The following is a 19,718-nucleotide window of genomic DNA, read 5'->3' as shown; positions in this document are numbered from 1 at the left end:
GGCAGGATGTTTCGTTATTAGATAGCCACCGGTGCCTTAATGCCCGGATGCGGATCGTAGCCTTCAATCTCAAAGTCTTCGAAACGGTAGTCGAAGATGGATTCGGGTTTACGTTTAATAATCAGCTTCGGCAGCGGACGCGGTTCACGGCTTAATTGCAGATGGGTTTGATCCATATGGTTGCTGTACAGGTGCGTGTCGCCACCGGTCCAGACAAAATCACCCACTTCAAGATCGCACTGCTGCGCCATCATATGCACCAGTAACGCATAGCTGGCGATGTTAAACGGCAGCCCCAGGAAGACGTCACAGGAGCGTTGATAAAGCTGGCAAGAGAGTTTGCCGTCTGCGACATAGAACTGGAAGAAGGCATGGCATGGAGCCAGCGCCATTTTATCCAGTTCCCCCACGTTCCACGCCGAAACAATAATGCGGCGGGAATCCGGGTCGTTTTTCAGCTGGTTCAGCACTGTGGTTATCTGGTCAATATGACGTCCATCCGGCGTTGGCCAGGCGCGCCACTGTTTGCCATATACCGGGCCGAGGTCACCGTTTTCATCAGCCCATTCGTCCCAGATGGTGACATTGTTTTCGTGCAGATAAGCAATGTTGGTGTCGCCCTGCAGGAACCACAGTAGTTCGTGGATGATGGAACGCAGGTGGCAACGTTTGGTTGTCACCAGCGGGAATCCATCCTGCAGGTTAAAACGCATCTGATGACCAAAAATGGAAAGCGTTCCGGTTCCGGTACGGTCGTTTTTCTGTGTGCCTTCGTCGAGCACTTTTTGCATCAGTTCTAAATACTGTTTCATGGTTCCTCAGGAAACGTGTTGCTGTGGGCTGCGACGATATGCCCAGACCATCATGATCACACCCGCGACGATCATCGGGATGGAAAGAATTTGCCCCATGCTGATGTACTGCACCCAGGCACCGGTAAACTGCGCGTCGGGCTGGCGGAAAAACTCAACAATGATGCGAAACGCGCCGTAGCCAATCAGGAACAAGCCAGACACGGCCCCCATCGGGCGCGGTTTACGAATATACAGGTTGAGGATAATAAACAGCACCACACCTTCCAGCAGCAGTTCGTACAACTGTGACGGGTGGCGAGGCAGCACGCCGTAAGTATCAAAAATGGACTGCCACTGCGGATTGTTTTGCAGCAACAGAATATCTTCGGTACGGGAACCCGGGAACAGCATGGCAAACGGGAAGTTCGGGTCAACGCGGCCCCACAATTCACCGTTAATAAAGTTGCCCAGACGCCCGGCGCCAAGACCAAACGGAATAAGCGGTGCGATAAAATCAGAGACCTGGAAGAAGGAACGTTTGGTGCGGCGGGCGAAGATAATCATCACCACAATCACGCCAATCAGGCCGCCGTGGAAGGACATGCCGCCGTCCCAGACACGGAACAGATACAGCGGATCGGCCATAAACTGCGGGAAGTTGTAGAACAGAACATACCCAATACGTCCGCCAAGGAAAACGCCAAGGAAACCCGCATAGAGTAAGTTTTCAACTTCATTTTTGGTCCAGCCGCTCCCCGGACGGTTCGCCCGACGTGTTGCCAGCCACATCGCAAAAATGAAACCTACCAGATACATCAGGCCGTACCAGTGAAGCGCAACGGGTCCTATTGAGAAAATGACCGGATCGAATTCCGGAAAATGCAGATAGCTACTGGTCATCTGTCACCACAAGTTCTTGTTATTTCGCTGAAAGAGAACAGCGATTGAAATGCGCGCCGCAGGTTCCAGGCGCTCCAAAGGTGCGAATAATAGCACAAGGGGACCAGGCTGGTTGCCGGATACCGTTAAAAGATATGTATACGATCCGCGCTATAGCCCCCCGCGAATCAGCCCACCCATGCCGCGACGCTCCATAAATGCCGCAACCTGATGACGAACTTCAGTCGCCAGTTGTGCTTCCAGGCTGCGCCGCGCAAGGTTTTCCGCTTCGGCAAAATCAATGCGCCGCAGCAAATATTTTACGCGCGCGACAGAACGCCCGTTCATAGACAGATGGCGATACCCAAGCCCAATGAGGATTGCTACGCACATAGGATCTCCCGCCATTTCGCCACACAAACGGAGATCTATCCCTTGCGTTTCCGCTTCCCGGGCGATCATTGCCAACGCACGTAACATCGCAGGATGCAGGCTGTCATAAATGTTCGCAACTCGCGTGTTGTTACGATCAACAGCCAGGATGTATTGAGTCAGATCGTTGGTGCCAACAGAGATAAAATCGACCCGGTTTGCCAGATGCGGCAGCATAAACACCATCGATGGCACTTCCAGCATGATACCGATACGCGGTTTGGGGATCGCATAGCCGATCATCTCCTCGACTTCACGTCCGGCACGTTCAATCAGGCGGCGTGCTTCGTCAACTTCATCGAGGCTTGTAACCATCGGCAATAAGATGTTCAGGTTGCCCGTTGCTGCATTAGCACGCAGCATCGCCCGCACCTGGATCAAAAAGATCTCCGGCTGATCGAGCGTAATGCGGATCCCACGCCAACCCAGACATGGATTCTCTTCGCTGATAGGCATGTAAGGCAGTTGCTTATCAGCACCAACATCCAGCGTGCGCAGCGTGACAAGCTTATCATTGAACATTTGCAACATGCCCTGATATTGCGCCACCTGCTCTTCTTCCGACGGGAAACCGCTTTGCAACATGAAAGGAATTTCAGTGCGATAAAGGCCGATGCCATCAATACGGCTGCCCAGTTTTTCTTCATGTTCCGGGCTTAAACCCGCATTGAGCATGACTTTAATGCGCTCACCGCTTTTTAACTGTGCGGGTAAATTGACGTCATCTTCCGCCAGCCGGCTAAGCTCATTTTCTTCGCTAATTAGCCGTTGGTATTCTTGTAGCAGCACCGGTTCCGGGTCGACCAGTAATTCCCCGCGATAACCATCAACAATCAGCGTCCGATGATGCAGCACTGAAGGTTGAATATCCGCCCCCATCACGGTAGGAATACCCAGCGCGCGCACCATAATCGCCGCATGGGAGTTGGCCGCACCATCGCGTACGACGACGCCGACTAAGCGATCCTGGGGCAACTCCGCAAGGGTCGTCGCCGACAATTCATCTGCCACCAGAATGAAACGTTCCGGCCAGGCGTTCGACCCCTGATTTGCATCATCAAGGTGAAACAGCAACCGCTGGCCCAGCGCGCGTAAATCGCCAGCGCGCTCTTTGAGATAGTTATCACTTAGCGCGGCAAACTGTTCAGCAAATTTTTCAATGACCGTTTTCACAGCCCACTCTGCGACCGAGCCTTTATCCACCTCGGCAAACAGTTCGCGACGCAGTCGGGTGTCAGAAAGCAGGTGCGAGTAAAGATCGAAAATGGCCGCAGTTTCTTTCTGCGCCCCGGCAGCAAAGCGTTTGCTGTAACGACGAAATTCGTTAGCTGCCTCTTCCAGCGCTCCGGTCAGGCGCTCACGTTCCAGCGCTGGATCCAGCGTTGATGCCTGATACACCTGTTCCATTAAGGGTAAAGTGGCATCCTGCCAACCTTCGGCAATCGCCACGCCGGGTGCAGCCGGTAATGCGCGGATTCGCGTCTGGCGATATTGTCCGAATAAGGCAGTCAACTGCGACTGGGAAAGAATGGCCGCCATCTGGGTGGCGAGCGTCACCAGAAAGGATTCTTCGCTTTCATCGTACTGGCGTAGCTCTCGTTGCTGCACCACCAGCACGCCAAGCAATTGGCGACGCTGAATAATCGGAACGCCTAAGAAAGCACGGAAACGCTCTTCTTTTACGGAGGGGACATATTTGAAGCTGGGGTGTTTTTGCGCATCCGCAAGGTTTATCGGTTCCGCCAGCCTGCCAACCAGGCCGACGATCCCTTCATCAAACGCGAGCGTTACGGTGCGACCTCGCGGTTTTTTCAGCCCCCGAGTCGCCATCAGGTAGTAACAACGTCGGTCGTGATCGGCCAGGTAGACCGAACAGACTTCGGTATCCATCGCAAGACAGATGTCGGTAACCAGAATATTCAACGCCTCGTTAAGGCGGGGAGCACTGGCTACCTTTTCGACTATTTCGCGCAGGCGAGTGAGCATAATTGGCGTGACTTAACCTCTTTTACGTCGATAAGTAGATGCGTTTTGTGGTTTAGGCGTATTGTCCTGTAGCGCCATCACAACACTCGCAAACTCTTTCATTACCCTGCGGTAGACATCACGTTTAAATGACACCACCTGTCTGACCGGATACCAGTAACTTACCCAACGCCAGCCGTCAAACTCTGGTGTACTGCTGGTTTGCATATTGATTTCCGCATCGCCGCTCACCAGCTGCAAGAGAAACCATTTTTGTTTTTGGCCGATACACACCGGCTTCGTGTCCCAACGCACCAAACGTTTTGGTAATTTGTAGCGCAACCAGTTACGCGTTGAAGCAAGGATTCGAACGTCTTTGCGGCTTAATCCTACTTCTTCAAACAATTCACGGTACATCGCCTGTTCTGCGGATTCTCCGGGGTTAATTCCGCCTTGCGGAAATTGCCAGGAGTGCTGACCAAATCGACGGGCCCACATTACTTGCCCCTGACGATTACAAATCACGATACCTACGTTTGGGCGGTAGCCATCGTCATCAATCACCGGACTACCTCAAAATAAAACTTTATATGCGAATGATTGTTTCATACTCCTGGAAGGCGGTAAACCACTCTCTGCAAGGCATTACACACTAATAACAATTGAATAACTCACAGTTAAGTGCAGAGTTATAAACAGCAGAGGGGGAACATCACCGTTTTTATTCACCTTTTCTGTGGATAGAGTTGTGAAGAACTACGGAATTACTACGGGAAAACCCAGAGCATTCTGAACACCCCTGATTCAGGCATTACAAAATAATAATTACTAATCAATGAACTAGGTGCTTAAATCGCTACCAAACAGGTAAAATCGTGACCTGTATCACACTCGCTGTATACGAGGTGGTGAAAGATCAACCAATGTCGTATTTATCCACAGAATGTGCCAATAAGTTAAGCACCGCATCACTAAAAATTGGAGTTTCGTCGCACGTCAAGGCTGTAAATGGAAACAGTAGTGAGGGTTTTTCACAGTTATCCCAGCTTTCTGTGGATAACATGGTGTAAGATCCTGTTTATTTTCAGTGACCAGATTTGGAAAACCTCCCCATACGTTGCGCAACGTGGTTATCTGAAGCCTAAAAAGCAATATAAATCATGCAATTGAATAACACGCGTGGAAAAAGTTACACTTGGCATATCCGGTATAAAATTGTTGCTCAATTTTTAATCAAGGTATAACACCATGCTCCAGCCTCGCCCATTGCTCTCTCCACCAGAAACTGAAGCGCAGTTATTTGCGCAAGCACAGCAACTTTCCGGTTACACATTGGGTGAGCTGGCGGCACTTGCCGGGCTGGTTGCACCGGAGAATTTAAAGCGCGATAAAGGCTGGATAGGCGTGTTGCTGGAAATTTGGCTTGGCGCAAGCGCAGGCAGTAAACCTGAACAAGATTTTGCGGCCCTGGGCGTAGAGCTAAAAACGATTCCTGTGGATAGCCTTGGCCGTCCTCTGGAAACCACTTTCGTTTGCGTGGCGCCTTTAACCGGCAATAGCGGCGTCACCTGGGAAACCAGCCATGTACGTCACAAGTTAAAACGCGTGCTGTGGATACCTGTAGAAGGCGAGCGCAGTATTCCTTTGGCGCAGCGGCGCGTAGGGTCGCCATTACTGTGGAGTCCAAATGACGAAGAGGAACGGCAGTTACGCGAAGACTGGGAAGAATTAATGGATATGATTGTTCTTGGTCAGGTTGAAAGAATTACCGCTCGTCACGGGGAATATTTACAGATAAGACCTAAAGCGGCGAATGCGAAAGCGCTCACCGAAGCCATTGGCGCCCAGGGTGAACCGATTCTGACACTGCCACGCGGCTTTTATTTAAAGAAGAATTTCACCAGTGCACTATTGGCTCGTCATTTTTTGATCCAGCACCCATCGCTTTGACCTGCCGCATTCCGGGCATATAATTACCGCTTCATTTTTTTTGGCAGGGCTTTGTTTGATGTTATTTGCATGGGTAACCGATCCTAACGCCTGGCTTGCGCTCGGTACGCTGACGCTGCTGGAGATCGTTCTTGGGATCGATAATATTATTTTCCTCTCGCTGGTGGTGGCAAAACTACCTACAGCACAACGTGGCCACGCACGGCGTCTGGGTTTGGCAGCGGCTATGGTCATGCGTCTGGCGCTGCTGGCGTCTATTGCCTGGGTCACGCGTCTGACTAATCCGCTTTTTACAATTTTCAGTCAGGAAATTTCCGCTCGCGATTTAATTTTGTTACTCGGCGGTCTGTTCCTTATCTGGAAAGCCAGCAAGGAAATCCACGAATCCATCGAAGGTGAAGAAGAAGGATTGAAAACTCGCGTTTCATCATTCCTCGGCGCTATCGTGCAGATTATGCTGCTGGATATTATTTTCAGCCTCGACTCGGTGATTACCGCTGTGGGTCTGTCAGATCACTTATTCATAATGATGGCAGCAGTGGTGATTGCCGTAGGCGTGATGATGTTCGCCGCGCGCTCGATTGGTGATTTTGTCGAACGCCACCCTTCGGTAAAAATGCTGGCGCTCTCTTTCCTGATTCTGGTGGGCTTTACCCTGATTCTGGAAAGTTTCGATATCCACGTACCGAAAGGTTACATCTACTTCGCGATGTTCTTCTCTATTGCGGTTGAAAGCCTCAACCTGATTCGCAACAAAAAGAATCCGCTCTGATATTCCGTTCGCTCTCCTGCGGGAGAGCGTTCGGCCAGATCTCTTCCTCACAGTTTAAGATTTTCCTGCTTTCATGATGTATAACGTCAGATTATAAACAGTCTATTATCATTAATGGGCAAAATAGGTGAGGATGACCGGATGAAAAAATGGGCAGTATTAATTTCTGCAGTCGGACTGGCATTTGCCGTTTCCGGCTGTTCCAGTGATTACGTCATGGCGACCAAAGATGGCCGTATGATTTTGACAGATGGAAAACCGGAAATTGATGATGACACCGGGCTGGTGAGTTATCACGATCAGCAAGGTAACGCGATGCAAATAAACCGTGATGATGTTTCGCAAATTATTGAACGTTAAAAAATAAGGTCAGCATCCGGCTGACCTTAAGATTTTTCTCTTTCCCTTTTCCCTTCCCTCTGCCATTTTTATATTCCTTATGTCGTGATTATAAAAAGGAAACGGCTATGCAATATCACCGTATACCCCACAGCTCGCTGGAAGTCAGCACGCTGGGGCTTGGCACGATGACGTTTGGTGAACAGAACAGCGAAGCCGACGCCCACGCACAACTCGACTATGCCGTTGCTCAGGGCATTAACCTTATCGACGTTGCCGAGATGTACCCGGTACCGCCACGCCCCGAAACTCAGGGGTTAACCGAAACCTATGTCGGTAACTGGCTGGCAAAACATGGCAACCGCGAAAAGTTAATTATCGCCTCCAAAGTGAGCGGACCGTCGCGTAATAATGACAAGGGGATCCGCCCGGATCAGGCGCTGGACAGGAAGAATATTCGCGAAGCTCTGCATGACAGCCTCAAGCGTCTGCAGACTGATTATCTCGATCTCTATCAGGTGCATTGGCCACAGCGCCCCACCAACTGTTTCGGCAAGCTCGGTTATAGCTGGACAGATTCTGCGCCTGCAGTTTCGCTGCTGGATACGCTGGACGCACTGGCAGAGTACCAACGCGCGGGGAAAATTCGTTATATCGGTGTGTCGAATGAAACCGCATTTGGCGTAATGCGCTATTTACATCTCGCGGATAAACACGACCTGCCGCGTATTGTCACCATTCAAAACCCCTACAGCTTGTTAAATCGCAGCTTTGAAGTGGGTCTTGCTGAAGTCAGCCAGTATGAAGGCGTCGAGTTACTGGCTTATTCGTGTCTGGGTTTTGGCACGTTGAGCGGGAAATATCTCAACGGCGCAAAACCGGCTGGCGCGCGCAATACACTCTTTAGCCGCTTCACTCGCTACAGCGGTGAGCAAACGCAAAAAGCCGTCGCGGCGTATGTTGATATAGCCAAACGTCATGGTCTGGATCCAGCTCAGATGGCTCTGGCCTTTGTGCGTCGTCAACCGTTTGTTGCCAGCACTCTGCTGGGCGCAACAACGATGGAACAGCTGAAAACTAACGTCGAAAGTTTGCATCTGGAGTTAAGCGAAGACGTGTTGGCAGAAATTGAAGCGGTGCATCAGGTTTATACTTATCCGGCACCGTGATCCTCTCGCCTGGCGTTTTGCGCCAGGCGTCTTTTTTCCCACTTTTCAGAATATATTCACTACTTTTCGCCGCATCTTTCCTGACAAAGCGCAATAGACTCTTTCGGTCAACGCCAGCGCGCGTTTCAATGTCTGTGCCCATTGTTAAGGATAACCATGTTGATTTTCAAACCTCTTCCCCTCGCTATGTTGCTTACTGGGTGTATGTCCTCCGCCTGGGGGACGCAGTTAACCCAACCGCTAACACTTAAAGACGTCACTGTTTATCTGCATGGTGCCAGCCTGCAAGGTGAAGAGACACTCAACTTACCGGCAGGTGAAAGCGAAATCATCTTCACCCATATTGCCAATTCGGTAACCGACGACAGCATCGCTATCTCTATCGATAACGGAGTGACGGTGCTTTCCTCACGTATCGCGCTAATGGAAACACAGCCGAATGCGTTGCCGTCAGAGATTCAGCAACAGTTAAAAGCAGCAAAGGTGGAACAGGCAAAACTAACCGCCGAGAAAAACAATACTGCGGCTCAAATTAAGGTATTAGAGGCAAATAGCACATTAACCAATAAAAGTGCCGCCGAAGTTGGCAAGTATCTGCAAATGGTGAAAGAGAAAAATGGTGAGTTATTACGAGCCGACAATGAGTTGACGCAGAAACTTGCTGATAACCAGCTTGAAATTGAAAAGCTGGAGCAACGCGAGAGTATGAGTAACGGCGATTCAGAGGCTGCCGATGATCCACAGGTTATTATCGCTAAGGTCTATGCCCCCCAAGCCGTCACGGCGAAGGCAGTGGTGCGCTATATGACGCCAAATGCCGCATGGACGCCGCTCTATGATGTTCACGCGAGTGCCATCAACCAACCGCTTCGTCTGGTTTATAAGGCTAATATTCGCCAGTACACCGGGCTTGCATGGAAAAACGTTAATCTCGTGCTCTCGACCAATGAACCTGATACTCATCTCACCTTGCCGCAACTGGAAACACAGTATGTGGATGTGCCGGAGTATGGTGGCGGCTCGCTTTCAGCATCAACTTATAAGCGGGAACCCGTAATGGAACAGCGTTCGCGAGAGTCCTCTGACCAGGATGCCTCAGAATTGCAGAAAGCCCTGGAGACAAAGATGCAAAAAACAAGGGAGCAACGAGCCGGGCGCATGTATGCGGCATCAGCAGCGCCCGTTTCACCGCAACCAGAAAGTTTCACCGCGCAAAATGTTCGCTATGCACTTTCGCTGCCGTGGCAAATCGACAGCGATAATACCGCGCGCACGGTGGTCATTAAGGAAGAGTCGGTCAACGGTAAATATCGCTTCTTTGCTATTCCAAAGATCAGTAATGACGCCTGGCTCCAGGTGCAAATTAAAGAGTGGGAACAGTTAAATTTAATCCCCGGAGAAAGTCAGATCTTCTTTGGCAACAACCGTACCGGCGTGGGTTATTTGCAGCCGCCGGAAGATGGCAAGTCGCTGGATATTCAGCTTAACCGCGATCCTAAGTTGATTATTCAGCGTAAAGCCGCACTCAAAAAAGAGAATGCGTTATCTATCTTTAACGACAGCGCAATACGTAACTTCAGTTACACCCTTAATGTGAAGAACAGCTACGGCGAAGCGGTGGATATTACTCTGCTCGACCAGATCCCAGTCAGTGCTAATAGTGATATTACGGTAGAAAAAATGCAGTACGGGCAGGCGCAGTTTGATGCGAAAACGGGTGAACTGACCTGGACGCTGAAACTGTCAGGCAAAGAGAACGTGAGTCTGCCATTCTCTTACAGCGTGAAGTATCCGAAAGGTATGCACCCTTCGGGAATGTGACCTTCACCAGATGGCTGAATGTGCCATCTGGCAAAAGATTAATGACGGCGTTGCCAAATCCACAGCGCCGTTATTGCCAGCGCAAACAGCGCACCAAAGCCAATGCCTATGGGCACGACTGGGATGCCTACCATTACTGCCAGCGAGTAAATTCCCAACATCAGCAGCATGGCGCTGTTTTCGCCAAGGTTTTGTACGGCAATCGCATTCCCCGCCCCGACGCTTTTTTTGCCTCGCTCCTGTAATAATGCATTGAGCGGTACGACAAAAAAGCCCCCAAGTACGCCAATCAACATCAACAAGGCATAGGCTGGCAGAAGTTCGTGTTGCAGGGAGAAAATCAGCACCACCACGCCAATCAAAATGCCGGCTGGCATGCAGCGTGATACGGTTTCCAGGGTGACCAGTTTTGCTGCCGCCCCCGCACCAACCACGATGCCAATCGCCACCATCGCGTTGAGGTAGGTCGGGGTCGCGTTATCGGTAATGCCCAGCGCCACCGGCACCCACAGCACCAACAGGAAACGCAACGTAACCCCCGCGCCCCAGAATAAACTGGTTCCCACCAGCGAAAATCGTGTTTCACCGTTGTGCCATAATACGGCGCAAGCAGAGATAAAGCTGCGGGCCATGTTGATGAGATTCCACGACTGTCCCGGACGCGCCGCCGCCAGTTTCGGAATGTAGAGATTTGCGGCTACCGCGCCAGCATAAGCCAGCGCACAGGCCGCCAGCGCGGCAAGAACATGCCAGTCCGCCAGCACGCCACCGGCTACGGAACCGAGTAAAATCGCCGCAATGGTGGAGGCTTCCATCAAGCCGTTAGCTTTCACTAACTGATTACCGGTTGTTAACTCGCCAAGAATACCGTATTTCGCCGGAGAATAAGCCGCTGCACCGACGCCCACCAGCGTATAACCGAGAAACGGATTAATGCCAAAACAAATACTGGCAGCACCCAGCAACTTAAGGCCGTTGGCAAACATCATTACCCGGCCTTTCGCAAAGCTATCCGCCACCTGACCGACAAACGGCGCAAAAAGAATGTAAGCGCCCACAAACACCATTTGCAGGATTGGCTGACTCCAGTCCGGGTAGAACTGCGCTTTCAGTAGCGCCAGAGTGGCAAACAGCAACGCGTTATCGCCAAACGCAGAGAGAAACTGCGCGGCAATAACTGCTTTCATTCCCTTCGACCATAGCGAAGTGTTAGTGTGCACTGACTCACTCATCGTGTTTTTCCGCTTCGTCTACCCAACTTTTCAACGTGACAAAGTCAGGCTTGCCGCTGCCCAGTAATGGCATCTGTTTCAGATAGCGAATGTCACGCGGTACGGCAAGTTCCGGTACGCCGTGCTCGCGGGCGTATTGCTGTAGTTTATCGCGCGTCAGTTCGCTGTCTGTAGTGAACAGTACCAGCGCCTCGCCTTTACTGGCGTCGCTCTTAATCGCGGTGGCATGGACTTTATCTGGAGAAACACCAAGTGCCAGTTGTTCCACCATTTCCAGTGAAACCATCTCTCCGGCAATTTTGGCGAAGCGTTTTGCCCGCCCCTGAATCTGCACAAATCCCTGTTCATCAAAACGCACGATATCGCCAGTGTCATACCAGCCGCGCTCCATCTCACCGTGGATGTTCACAGCCGTTGGCACTTCCAGCACGCCTGGTTTCTCTACCCGCAGGTAGCCGTTCATTATGTTCGGCCCTTTTAGTTGCAGGCGACCACCTTCTTCAATACCCGGAACCGCCAGCAGACGTGCATCCATCCCCGGCAAAATGCGCCCGACGGTGCCGGGTTTCGCTGCCATCGGTACGTTGATGGACACGACTGGCGCGCATTCAGTCACGCCGTAGCCTTCAAGAATACGCAGGCCAAATTTATCCTGCCAAAGTCGTTTGGTGCTTTCTTGTAGTTTCTCCGCGCCAGCCACCACATAGCGTAGACGATAGAAGTCATACGGGTTGGCGAAGCGCGCGTAATGACCAAGGAAGGTCGAAGTGCCGAAAAGCACCGTACAACTGCGGTCGTACACCAGTTCAGGCACAATGCGGTAATGCAATGGACTGGGGTAAAGGAAGACTTCTGCGCCCGTCAGCAGGGGCGTAAACAAGCCAACAGTTAAACCAAAGGAGTGAAACAGCGGTAACGCCGACATAAAGCGATCGTTGGTGGTGAAATCGGCAATCGTTTTAATCTGCTCGACGTTCGCCAGAATGCTTTTATGGCTATGGACGACGCCTTTCGGATGGCCTTCAGAACCGGAGGTAAAGAGGATCAGCGCCTCTTCTTCTGGCTGCTGTTTTACCTGTGCCAGACGCGGCATCAACAGATGGGCGAAGATCCACACTTTGTCGGCAGTGGTGACATCCGCTTTTAAATCTTCCAGATACACCCAGCGTACCTGAGTCAGCTGCTCCGGCAGATGCCAGAGTTTGCCTTTGTCGAGGAACTGGCGGGAAGTGAAGATAGTTTTGATTTCAGCCGCCGTAATGGCGCTGGTCAGCCCTTTTACTCCGGCGGTGTAGTTCATCATTGCCGGAATACGGCGACGGGCGATGGCCCCAAAAATCACTGCCGCACTAATGCCCGCATTGGGCAGCATTAAGCCGATTCTTTCCCCTTCAACGCTATATTTTTCGAGGATGCGACCAACAAACAGTGTTTTAGTGAGCAACTTGCGATAGGTATCCGGGGTAAAGTTGACGTCTTCGACACACTTTTTCCTGGCCCCAAAACGGTACATTGCGCTCAGTAGTGATTCGTACAGCGTTTCACGTGGGCGTACCGCCATACGCGCTTCCATCATAATTTGGTGCAGCATTTCCCCCGCGATTTTACGGCGGTCACGGGCGCGCGGCGCATCTGGCATCGGCACCTGCGTGGGAGGCAAAATATGCAGATGAATTTGCGGGAACAAGCGCCGTTTAACCAGACCTTTCAGGCGACTGAAGTGCGTAAGCTCCGCCCCTTCAATTCGCACCGGAATAACCGTCGCGCCTGACTTCGCCGCCACAAAACCGGCGCCATCGTAAATTTTCATCAGCGAACCGGTGGTCGTGATGCGCCCCTCCGGGAAAATCACTACCGGACGGCCTTGTTCCACCAAACGAACCAGATGTTTGATTGCCATCGGCTGTGTCGGATCGAGAGGAACGAAGTCGATAAATGATTTCAACCAACGCATATACCACTGCTGGCTGATGGAGGTGTAAACAGCAAACACCGGGCGAACGGGTAAAAATAGCGCCAGCAGAATGCCATCAATAAAAGAGACGTGATTGGGCGTGATAAGAACGCGCTCGCCCTTCAGCGCCTGGGTGTCACCTGTCACGCGAACGCGGTACAGAGCAAGGCACAAATTTCGAAAAAAGCTAAAAAGCATTTCAACTCCCTTTGCTCATTATTCATTAAATGCGAATGCGGTGAGATTACACGAGATGAAGGGCTCGAGCGACAGTAAAGTCGGTGCGAAAAAAAACCTGCGCATCCGCGCAGGTTGGTGCAAGAGACAGGGTACGAAGAGCGTACCGAATAATCTCACCAATCAATACCTCTGGGATCTTGATTGTGGTCCGCACGACGACGCTTCGCCAGCGAGAAAAAGCAAAGGAATGAAGGGAAATGCAACGAGGTGTGTAAATTGTCGGTTACTGTTACAGATTTGCGACAGGCAAAAAAAACCTGCGCATCTGCGCAGGCTGGTGTAATTCATGTGCTCAACCCGAAGTTGACTTCACCTATCAATACCTCTGGGATCACCACTTTATCAACCTGTAGACAAATGCCACCAGCAGTCAATCGCAACAGCGTTTCGCAAAGTGTAACCAAAGGTTTGCAATCTCTTTTTTTCCTTACGTATTCTCGTTTCGCGCACACTTCCCACGCTGAAATCACAACGCCCCTTGAACCAACGGGCGTTTTCCGTAACACTGGCAGAATGTAAGCGTTTACCCACAAAGGTATTTTCATGGCGACCATTAAGGATGTAGCCCGACTGGCAGGCGTTTCAGTCGCCACCGTTTCCCGCGTCATTAATAACTCTCCAAAAGCCAGCGAAGCTTCTCGTCTGGCTGTGCATAGCGCAATGGAATCTCTGAGTTATCACCCGAACGCTAACGCCCGCGCGTTGGCTCAACAGACCACTGAAACGGTTGGCCTGGTCGTTGGTGATGTTTCCGATCCGTTTTTCGGTGCAATGGTGAAAGCGGTCGAACAGGTGGCTTACCATACCGGTAATTTCTTATTAATTGGCAACGGTTACCACAACGAACAAAAAGAGCGCCAGGCCATTGAGCAGTTGATTCGCCATCGCTGCGCCGCGCTGGTCGTCCATGCCAAAATGATCCCGGATGCCGATTTGTCCTCATTGATGAAGCAAATACCCGGCATGGTGTTAATCAACCGGATCCTTCCGGGTTTTGAGAGTCGTTGTATCGCTCTGGACGATCGCTACGGTGCCTGGCTGGCGACACGCCATTTAATTCAGCAGGGTCATACGCGCATTGGTTATCTCTGCTCTAACCACTCTATTTCTGATGCCGAAGATCGTCTGCGAGGGTATTACGATGCCCTTGCCGAAAGTGGTATTCCGGCTAATGATCGGCTGGTGACTTTCGGCGAACCGGACGAAAGCGGTGGCGAACAGGCGATGACTGAACTGTTGGGAAGAGGCAGAAATTTCACCGCCGTGGCTTGTTATAACGACTCAATGGCGGCAGGCGCGATGGGCGTGCTCAATGACAATGGGATTGATGTACCGGGTGAAATTTCGCTGATTGGTTTTGATGATGTGCTGGTGTCACGTTATGTACGCCCACGGCTGACCACGGTCCGTTACCCAATAGTGACAATGGCGACCCAGGCTGCAGAACTGGCATTGGCGCTGGCGGATAATCGCCCACTGCCAGAAATCACCAACGTCTTTAGTCCTACGCTGGTACGTCGCCATTCAGTTTCAACACCGTCGCTGGATGCAAGTCATAACGCAGCCAGCGACTAGCCGCGATTAAAGCAACTCGAGCGCCAGTAATTCCTCAATGGTCTGGCGACGGCGAATCAACCGCGCCTGACCATTATCAAACAGAACTTCTGGCAACAGTGGGCGACTATTGTAGTTAGATGACATTGACGCACCATATGCGCCGGTATCATGCAGCACCAGATAATCGCCCGCCTTCACTGCCGGTAAGGCACGGGTTTCGACATTCCCCCCTTCCTGCTGGGTAAAGACATCGCCCGATTCACATAATGGCCCTGCGACAACGGTTTCCACCGTTGGCGCATGTTCAAGAGAGCGACCATCAGCCGCCAGCGCGCTAATATGGTGATAACTGCCATACATTGCCGGGCGCATCAGATCGTTAAATCCAGCGTCAACCAGCACAAAGTGGCGACTCCCCATTTGTTTGACGCTCCGCACCTGGGTAATTAACACACCAGACTGCGCTACCAGGAAGCGACCCGGTTCGATTTCCAGTTTCACAGGGTGACCGAGATGGCGGGCGATTTGCTCACGCGCGGCATGCCACAGACCATAATAATGTTCAGTATCAACCGCCTCTTCTCCCTGCTGATACGGAACAGAAAGCCCGCCCCCCGCAGAAATAGCCTGTAAATCCTGACCGAATTCGATGACCTGATGCACCATCGCGCCACACACCTGCTCCAGATGCGCATAATCAACACCAGAACCGATGTGCATGTGAATGCCAACCAATTGCATATGATGACGTTGTATGACTTCCAGCGCGGCCGGAAGATCGGTATACCAGATGCCGTGCTTGCTGTTTTCGCCACCGGTATTGGTTTTTTGGCTGTGTCCGTGACCAAACCCCGGGTTAACGCGCAGCCATACCCGATGTCCTGGCGAAACCTGACCCAGTTGATCGAGCATATCAACAGACCCCGCATTCACCGGAATTTGCAATTCACTGACGCGCTCAAGCGTTGCCTGATCGATAACATCCGCGGTAAAGACGATGTCATCGGGATGCGTTTGCGGATTATATCCCGCCGCCAGCGCACGCTCGATTTCCCCCAATGAGACGGAATCTACTTTCACACCCTGCTCACGCATTAAGCGCAAAATATGAATATTGGAACAGGCTTTCTGCGCGAAGCGCACCACATCAAACTGTTTCAGCGCTGCAATCTGCCGACGGATAATTTGTGCATCGTAAACCCACACAGGGCAGCCAAATTCTGCTGGCAAGCGCAGCAGATTTTCGGCGGTGAGATCGGTATCGGGGCTGAACAGTGAATGTGGCATAACAAACTCCAGATAAGTACTTTTTTATGATTACGCCACATCATAAAAAGAATAAAAAATATCGATTTATGTCGAGTCTATGCAAAAATGATATGGATTACCGGATTGCGAGAGAACGCCAATGGCCGCCGTTAACTTACGTCATATTGAAATTTTTCATGCGGTTATGACCGCCGGCAGCCTGACTGAGGCGGCACAACTGCTGCATACTTCACAGCCAACCGTCAGCCGCGAACTGGCGCGCTTTGAAAAGGTAATCGGATTGAAACTGTTTGAACGCGTACGCGGTCGATTACACCCTACCGTTCAAGGGCTGCGTCTGTTTGAAGAGGTACAGCGCTCCTGGTATGGGCTGGATCGCATCGTCAGCGCCGCCGAAAGTCTGCGCGAGTTTCGTCAGGGAGAACTGTCTATTGCCTGCCTGCCGGTCTTTTCGCAGTCTTTTTTGCCGCCGCTGCTACAACCGTTTCTGGCCCGTTATCCTGAAGTCAGCTTAAACATTATCCCGCAGGAATCACCGCTACTTGAAGAGTGGCTTTCGGCACAACGTCATGATCTCGGACTCACCGAAACGCTGCATACGCCTGCGGGTACGGAACGCACCGAATTACTGTCTTTAGATGAAGTGTGTGTTTTACCGCCGGGTCATCCGCTGGCGGTAAAAAAGGTATTAACACCGGAAGATTTTCAGGGGGAGAACTACATCAGCCTTTCCCGTACAGACAGCTATCGCCAGCTGTTGGATCAGTTGTTTAGTGAGAATCAGGTTAAACGACGCATGATAGTAGAAACCCATAGCGCCGCGTCAGTTTGCGCGATGGTACGGGCGGGAGCGGGAGTTTCGGTAGTTAACCCACTCACCGCTCTGGATTATGCGGCAAGTGGGTTAGTGGTGCGGCGGTTCAGTATTGCGGTTCCCTTCACCGTCAGCCTGATTCGCCCCCTGCACCGCCCGTCATCAGCACTGGTGCAGGCATTCAGCAAGCATTTACAAACCGGTTTACCAAAACTGGTTGCCGCTCTTGAGGCTATTTTGTAGCGAATTACGACAGCATAAAGGCGACTGCATCCTCGGCATGAATAGCCGCAGTATCAAACACAGGCAGAACACTGCGCTCTTCTGGCACCAGTAAACCAATTTCCGTACAGCCAAAAATGACGCCCTGCGCGCCCTGTTCTGCGAGGCGAGCAATCACTTGCGCATAATAAGTGCGTGATGTTTCGCTAAAATGCCCCAGACACAGTTCTTCAAAAATAATCTGATTAATTTTCGCCCTTTCATCCGCTTCAGGGATCAGACAGTCGATGGAAAATTGCTCCGCCAGTCGCCCACGATAAAAATCCTGTTCCATGGTGTAGCGTGTCCCCAACAGCGCCACGCGAGTCATTCCGGCACGGGTAATTGCACGTCCGGTGGCATCCGCAATATGCAAGAAAGGCAGTGAACAACGGGATTCGATAGCATCCGCCACTTTGTGCATCGTATTAGTACATAACACAATGCCTTCAGCCCCCGCCCGCTGTAAGCCAAGTGCCGCTTCAGCCAGAATTTCTCCTGCTTTGTCCCACTCCCCGCGACGTTGACACTCTTCTATTTCATGAAAATCAACGCTATGTAGCAGCACTTGCGCAGAGTGAAGCCCACCAAGTCGCTGTTTAATGCCTTCATTTATCAGACGATAGTAAGGAATAGTGGATTCCCAGCTCATCCCCCCTAGCAGACCAATTGTTTTCATTCCTTTCTCCTGACTTGTGAGTTAATGCAGCAAGGCTGAATAAGGAACTCAACGGCCTGGCGCCCGATCTCTATTAGCGAAAAAAAGGCCGGATGTACAGCACATCCGGCCAGAGACATCAGATGCCAATATTTCTCAACTTCTCGCCTGCCATCAGTTTGCGTTCGATATGTTCCAGCGTGACATTCTTGGTTTCCGGAATGAGCCAGAAGGTAATACCCACAAACGCAATGTTCAGCGCGGTGTAGAGCCAGAACGTACCGGCAGCACCAATGCTGTCGAGCAGAGTCAGGAAGGTCGCGCCGATAATCATGTTCGACACCCAGTTCGTGGTGGTCGAACAGGTAATACCAAAATCGCGGCATTTCAGCGGCTGAATTTCAGAGCACAGGATCCACACCACTGGCGCGGCACTCATCGCATAACCGGCAATACACATCATCGTCATGCCAACAGAGAGCCAGGACAGGCCACTGGAAGCCGTGCCGTTATCAAACTGCATCAGGCAATAGCCCAGCACCAGAGTGCCTAACGCCATCACGCTGAAACCAATTTTCAGTGCCGGTTTACGCCCGGCTTTATCTACCGTAAACACCGCAATAAAAGTAGCAAACATAAAGGTTAGCCCCACGACCAGAGTCGCAATCATCTGCTGTTCAGTCGTCGTAAAGCCCGCCATTTTGAAGATGCGCGGCGCGTAGTACATGATGATGTTCATACCGGTAAATTGTTGCATCGCCTGCAACAACATACCGAGGAATACCGCACGACGGACGTTACGGTTGATTTTAAACAGCGCCCAACCGCCCTGTTTTAACTTCAGGCTTTCACGAATTTCGTTAAGTTCTTCTCGCGCTTTTTCTGATGTATCGCGCAGCATACGCAGCACTTCTTCCGCCTCGATATGACGCCCTTTCTCCGCCAGCCAGCGCGGGCTATTTGGCAGGAAAACGACCAGAATAATCAGCAGGACTGCCGGTAAGGCAAGAACACCTAACATTGCACGCCAGTTACCGCTATAGCTGAATGCCGTGTCGGATAAAAACGCCAGCACGATGCCCAGCGTTACCATCAACTGGTACATACTGATCATCTTGCCACGTACATTTTCACTTGCCATTTCAGATAGGTACAGTGGAGCGGTATAAGAGGCAATCCCCACGGCAATACCAAGCACCACACGAGCGGCGATTAACATTTCTACGCTGGTCGCAAAAGCCGACCCTATCGAACCGAGCACAAACAGGATAGCCCCTGCCATCAAACTGTATTTACGTCCCAGGCGGAACGACAGCCAACCATTGAACAGCGCACCAATTGCCGCGCCGAGCATCATGCTACTGACCACCCATTCCTGCAATCGACTGGTTAGCACAAAGTGATCGGTAATGAACGGCAACGCTCCGGCGATGACCCCGATATCAAGACCGAATAACAATCCTGCGACCGCAGCAGCTACCGAAACAAACATATTCATACGACGCGTATCTCGCAGAGGACGCGGCGTTAAAGCAGATTCCGTATTGATAGTCACCATTTTTTTCCTGCCAGCAGAGAATAAGACATAGTGAAAAAATACGTGAACAACTCA

17 protein-coding genes are annotated in these 19,718 nt (G+C 51.4%); 7 read left to right on the top strand and 10 right to left on the bottom strand.

Annotation, left to right across the window (positions count from 1 at the left end; all coding sequences use genetic code 11):
- Positions 1–17: 17 nt before the first annotated feature.
- From thyA to D9736_RS23750, 5 genes are all read right to left on the bottom strand, one after another.
- The gene (gene thyA, locus D9736_RS07995; RefSeq protein ID WP_000816232.1) at positions 18–812 is read right to left on the bottom strand and encodes a thymidylate synthase; all 795 of its coding nucleotides are present in this window, start codon (positions 810–812) and stop codon (positions 18–20) included.
- Between the two features lie 6 nt (positions 813–818).
- A complete protein-coding gene (gene lgt / locus D9736_RS07990) occupies positions 819–1,694 on the bottom strand; it encodes a prolipoprotein diacylglyceryl transferase (RefSeq protein WP_032239304.1) in 876 nt (291 codons plus the stop codon).
- Between the two features lie 150 nt (positions 1,695–1,844).
- Positions 1,845–4,091 (bottom strand): phosphoenolpyruvate--protein phosphotransferase, encoded by a 2,247-nt coding sequence (gene ptsP / locus D9736_RS07985; protein WP_130258080.1) that lies wholly within the window; start codon positions 4,089–4,091, stop codon positions 1,845–1,847.
- Between the two features lie 12 nt (positions 4,092–4,103).
- A complete protein-coding gene (gene rppH, locus D9736_RS07980; RefSeq protein WP_130207736.1) occupies positions 4,104–4,634 on the bottom strand; it encodes an RNA pyrophosphohydrolase in 531 nt (176 codons plus the stop codon).
- Between the two features lie 352 nt (positions 4,635–4,986).
- Entirely contained in the window at positions 4,987–5,133 is a 147-nt protein-coding gene (locus D9736_RS23750; protein ID WP_276319965.1) for a hypothetical protein, read from the bottom strand.
- Positions 5,134–5,318: 185 nt separating this feature from the next.
- Here D9736_RS23750 and mutH point away from each other — a divergent pair, with 185 nt between their 5' ends.
- The 5 genes from mutH (at position 5,319) to D9736_RS07950 (ending at position 10,121) form a co-directional block, all read left to right on the top strand.
- Positions 5,319–6,020, top strand: coding sequence for a DNA mismatch repair endonuclease MutH (gene mutH / locus D9736_RS07970; RefSeq protein WP_130207740.1), 702 nt, complete (start codon positions 5,319–5,321; stop codon positions 6,018–6,020).
- 58 nt (positions 6,021–6,078) lie between these two features.
- Positions 6,079–6,792, top strand: a complete 714-nt coding sequence (locus D9736_RS07965) for a TerC family protein (RefSeq protein WP_064529833.1) — start codon at positions 6,079–6,081, stop codon at positions 6,790–6,792.
- A 141-nt stretch (positions 6,793–6,933) separates the two neighbouring features.
- Positions 6,934–7,152 carry a lipoprotein YgdR gene (gene ygdR, locus D9736_RS07960; protein WP_000758660.1) on the top strand — a complete coding sequence of 73 codons (219 nt, stop codon included), beginning with the start codon at positions 6,934–6,936 and terminating at the stop codon, positions 7,150–7,152.
- Positions 7,153–7,259: 107 nt separating this feature from the next.
- On the top strand, positions 7,260–8,300 hold the full coding sequence (locus D9736_RS07955; protein WP_130217886.1) for an NADP(H)-dependent aldo-keto reductase: 1,041 nt from the start codon (positions 7,260–7,262) through the stop codon (positions 8,298–8,300).
- Between the two features lie 156 nt (positions 8,301–8,456).
- A complete protein-coding gene (locus D9736_RS07950) occupies positions 8,457–10,121 on the top strand; it encodes a DUF4139 domain-containing protein (RefSeq protein WP_130258079.1) in 1,665 nt (554 codons plus the stop codon).
- A 38-nt stretch (positions 10,122–10,159) separates the two neighbouring features.
- On the opposite strand, the gene lplT is transcribed toward D9736_RS07950, so the two are convergent.
- A complete protein-coding gene (gene lplT / locus D9736_RS07945; protein WP_130221486.1) occupies positions 10,160–11,353 on the bottom strand; it encodes a lysophospholipid transporter LplT in 1,194 nt (397 codons plus the stop codon).
- Positions 11,346–13,505, bottom strand: a complete 2,160-nt coding sequence (gene aas, locus D9736_RS07940; RefSeq protein WP_130258078.1) for a bifunctional acyl-ACP--phospholipid O-acyltransferase/long-chain-fatty-acid--ACP ligase — start codon at positions 13,503–13,505, stop codon at positions 11,346–11,348. Before aas ends, lplT begins: the two co-directional genes overlap by 8 nt.
- A 585-nt stretch (positions 13,506–14,090) precedes the next feature.
- Between aas and galR the strand changes: the two genes are divergently transcribed.
- The gene (galR, locus tag D9736_RS07930) at positions 14,091–15,122 is read left to right on the top strand and encodes an HTH-type transcriptional regulator GalR (protein WP_130207752.1); all 1,032 of its coding nucleotides are present in this window, start codon (positions 14,091–14,093) and stop codon (positions 15,120–15,122) included.
- A 6-nt stretch (positions 15,123–15,128) separates the two neighbouring features.
- On the opposite strand, the gene lysA is transcribed toward galR, so the two are convergent.
- Positions 15,129–16,391, bottom strand: coding sequence for a diaminopimelate decarboxylase (gene lysA, locus D9736_RS07925; RefSeq protein WP_130258077.1), 1,263 nt, complete (start codon positions 16,389–16,391; stop codon positions 15,129–15,131).
- A 121-nt stretch (positions 16,392–16,512) separates the two neighbouring features.
- On the opposite strand from lysA, the gene lysR reads away from it, so the two are divergent.
- Positions 16,513–17,430 carry a DNA-binding transcriptional regulator LysR gene (gene lysR, locus D9736_RS07920; RefSeq protein WP_130221484.1) on the top strand — a complete coding sequence of 306 codons (918 nt, stop codon included), beginning with the start codon at positions 16,513–16,515 and terminating at the stop codon, positions 17,428–17,430.
- A 4-nt stretch (positions 17,431–17,434) separates the two neighbouring features.
- On the opposite strand, the gene ygeA is transcribed toward lysR, so the two are convergent.
- Complete coding sequence (gene ygeA, locus D9736_RS07915) at positions 17,435–18,127, bottom strand: amino acid racemase (protein WP_130258076.1); 693 nt, start codon at positions 18,125–18,127, stop codon at positions 17,435–17,437.
- A gap of 118 nt (positions 18,128–18,245) precedes the next feature.
- Positions 18,246–19,664, bottom strand: a complete 1,419-nt coding sequence (araE, locus tag D9736_RS07910) for an arabinose-proton symporter AraE (RefSeq protein ID WP_130207760.1) — start codon at positions 19,662–19,664, stop codon at positions 18,246–18,248.
- Positions 19,665–19,718 lie beyond the last annotated feature (54 nt).

It is taken from the genome of Escherichia sp. E10V10 (genome assembly GCF_004211985.1).
Classification (GTDB): domain Bacteria; phylum Pseudomonadota; class Gammaproteobacteria; order Enterobacterales; family Enterobacteriaceae; genus Escherichia.
The sequence above is the reverse complement of the archived record's forward strand: the minus strand, read 5'-3'. Positions and strand labels throughout refer to the sequence as shown.

Excerpts from the sequence above, each read along its gene's own strand:
- thyA (WP_000816232.1), bottom strand. The coding sequence starts at position 812 with ATGAAACAGTATTTAGAACTGATGCAAAAAGTGCTCGACGAAGGCACA.
- lgt (WP_032239304.1), bottom strand. The coding sequence starts at position 1,694 with ATGACCAGTAGCTATCTGCATTTTCCGGAATTCGATCCGGTCATTTTC.
- ptsP (WP_130258080.1), bottom strand. The coding sequence starts at position 4,091 with ATGCTCACTCGCCTGCGCGAAATAGTCGAAAAGGTAGCCAGTGCTCCC.
- D9736_RS23750 (WP_276319965.1), bottom strand. The coding sequence starts at position 5,133 with ATGTTATCCACAGAAAGCTGGGATAACTGTGAAAAACCCTCACTACTG.
- mutH (WP_130207740.1), top strand. The coding sequence starts at position 5,319 with ATGCTCCAGCCTCGCCCATTGCTCTCTCCACCAGAAACTGAAGCGCAG.
- D9736_RS07965 (WP_064529833.1), top strand. The coding sequence starts at position 6,079 with ATGTTATTTGCATGGGTAACCGATCCTAACGCCTGGCTTGCGCTCGGT.
- ygdR (WP_000758660.1), top strand. The coding sequence starts at position 6,934 with ATGAAAAAATGGGCAGTATTAATTTCTGCAGTCGGACTGGCATTTGCC.
- D9736_RS07955 (WP_130217886.1), top strand. The coding sequence starts at position 7,260 with ATGCAATATCACCGTATACCCCACAGCTCGCTGGAAGTCAGCACGCTG.
- D9736_RS07950 (WP_130258079.1), top strand. The coding sequence starts at position 8,457 with ATGTTGATTTTCAAACCTCTTCCCCTCGCTATGTTGCTTACTGGGTGT.
- lplT (WP_130221486.1), bottom strand. The coding sequence starts at position 11,353 with ATGAGTGAGTCAGTGCACACTAACACTTCGCTATGGTCGAAGGGAATG.
- aas (WP_130258078.1), bottom strand. The coding sequence starts at position 13,505 with ATGCTTTTTAGCTTTTTTCGAAATTTGTGCCTTGCTCTGTACCGCGTT.
- galR (WP_130207752.1), top strand. The coding sequence starts at position 14,091 with ATGGCGACCATTAAGGATGTAGCCCGACTGGCAGGCGTTTCAGTCGCC.
- lysA (WP_130258077.1), bottom strand. The coding sequence starts at position 16,391 with ATGCCACATTCACTGTTCAGCCCCGATACCGATCTCACCGCCGAAAAT.
- lysR (WP_130221484.1), top strand. The coding sequence starts at position 16,513 with ATGGCCGCCGTTAACTTACGTCATATTGAAATTTTTCATGCGGTTATG.
- ygeA (WP_130258076.1), bottom strand. The coding sequence starts at position 18,127 with ATGAAAACAATTGGTCTGCTAGGGGGGATGAGCTGGGAATCCACTATT.
- araE (WP_130207760.1), bottom strand. The coding sequence starts at position 19,664 with ATGGTGACTATCAATACGGAATCTGCTTTAACGCCGCGTCCTCTGCGA.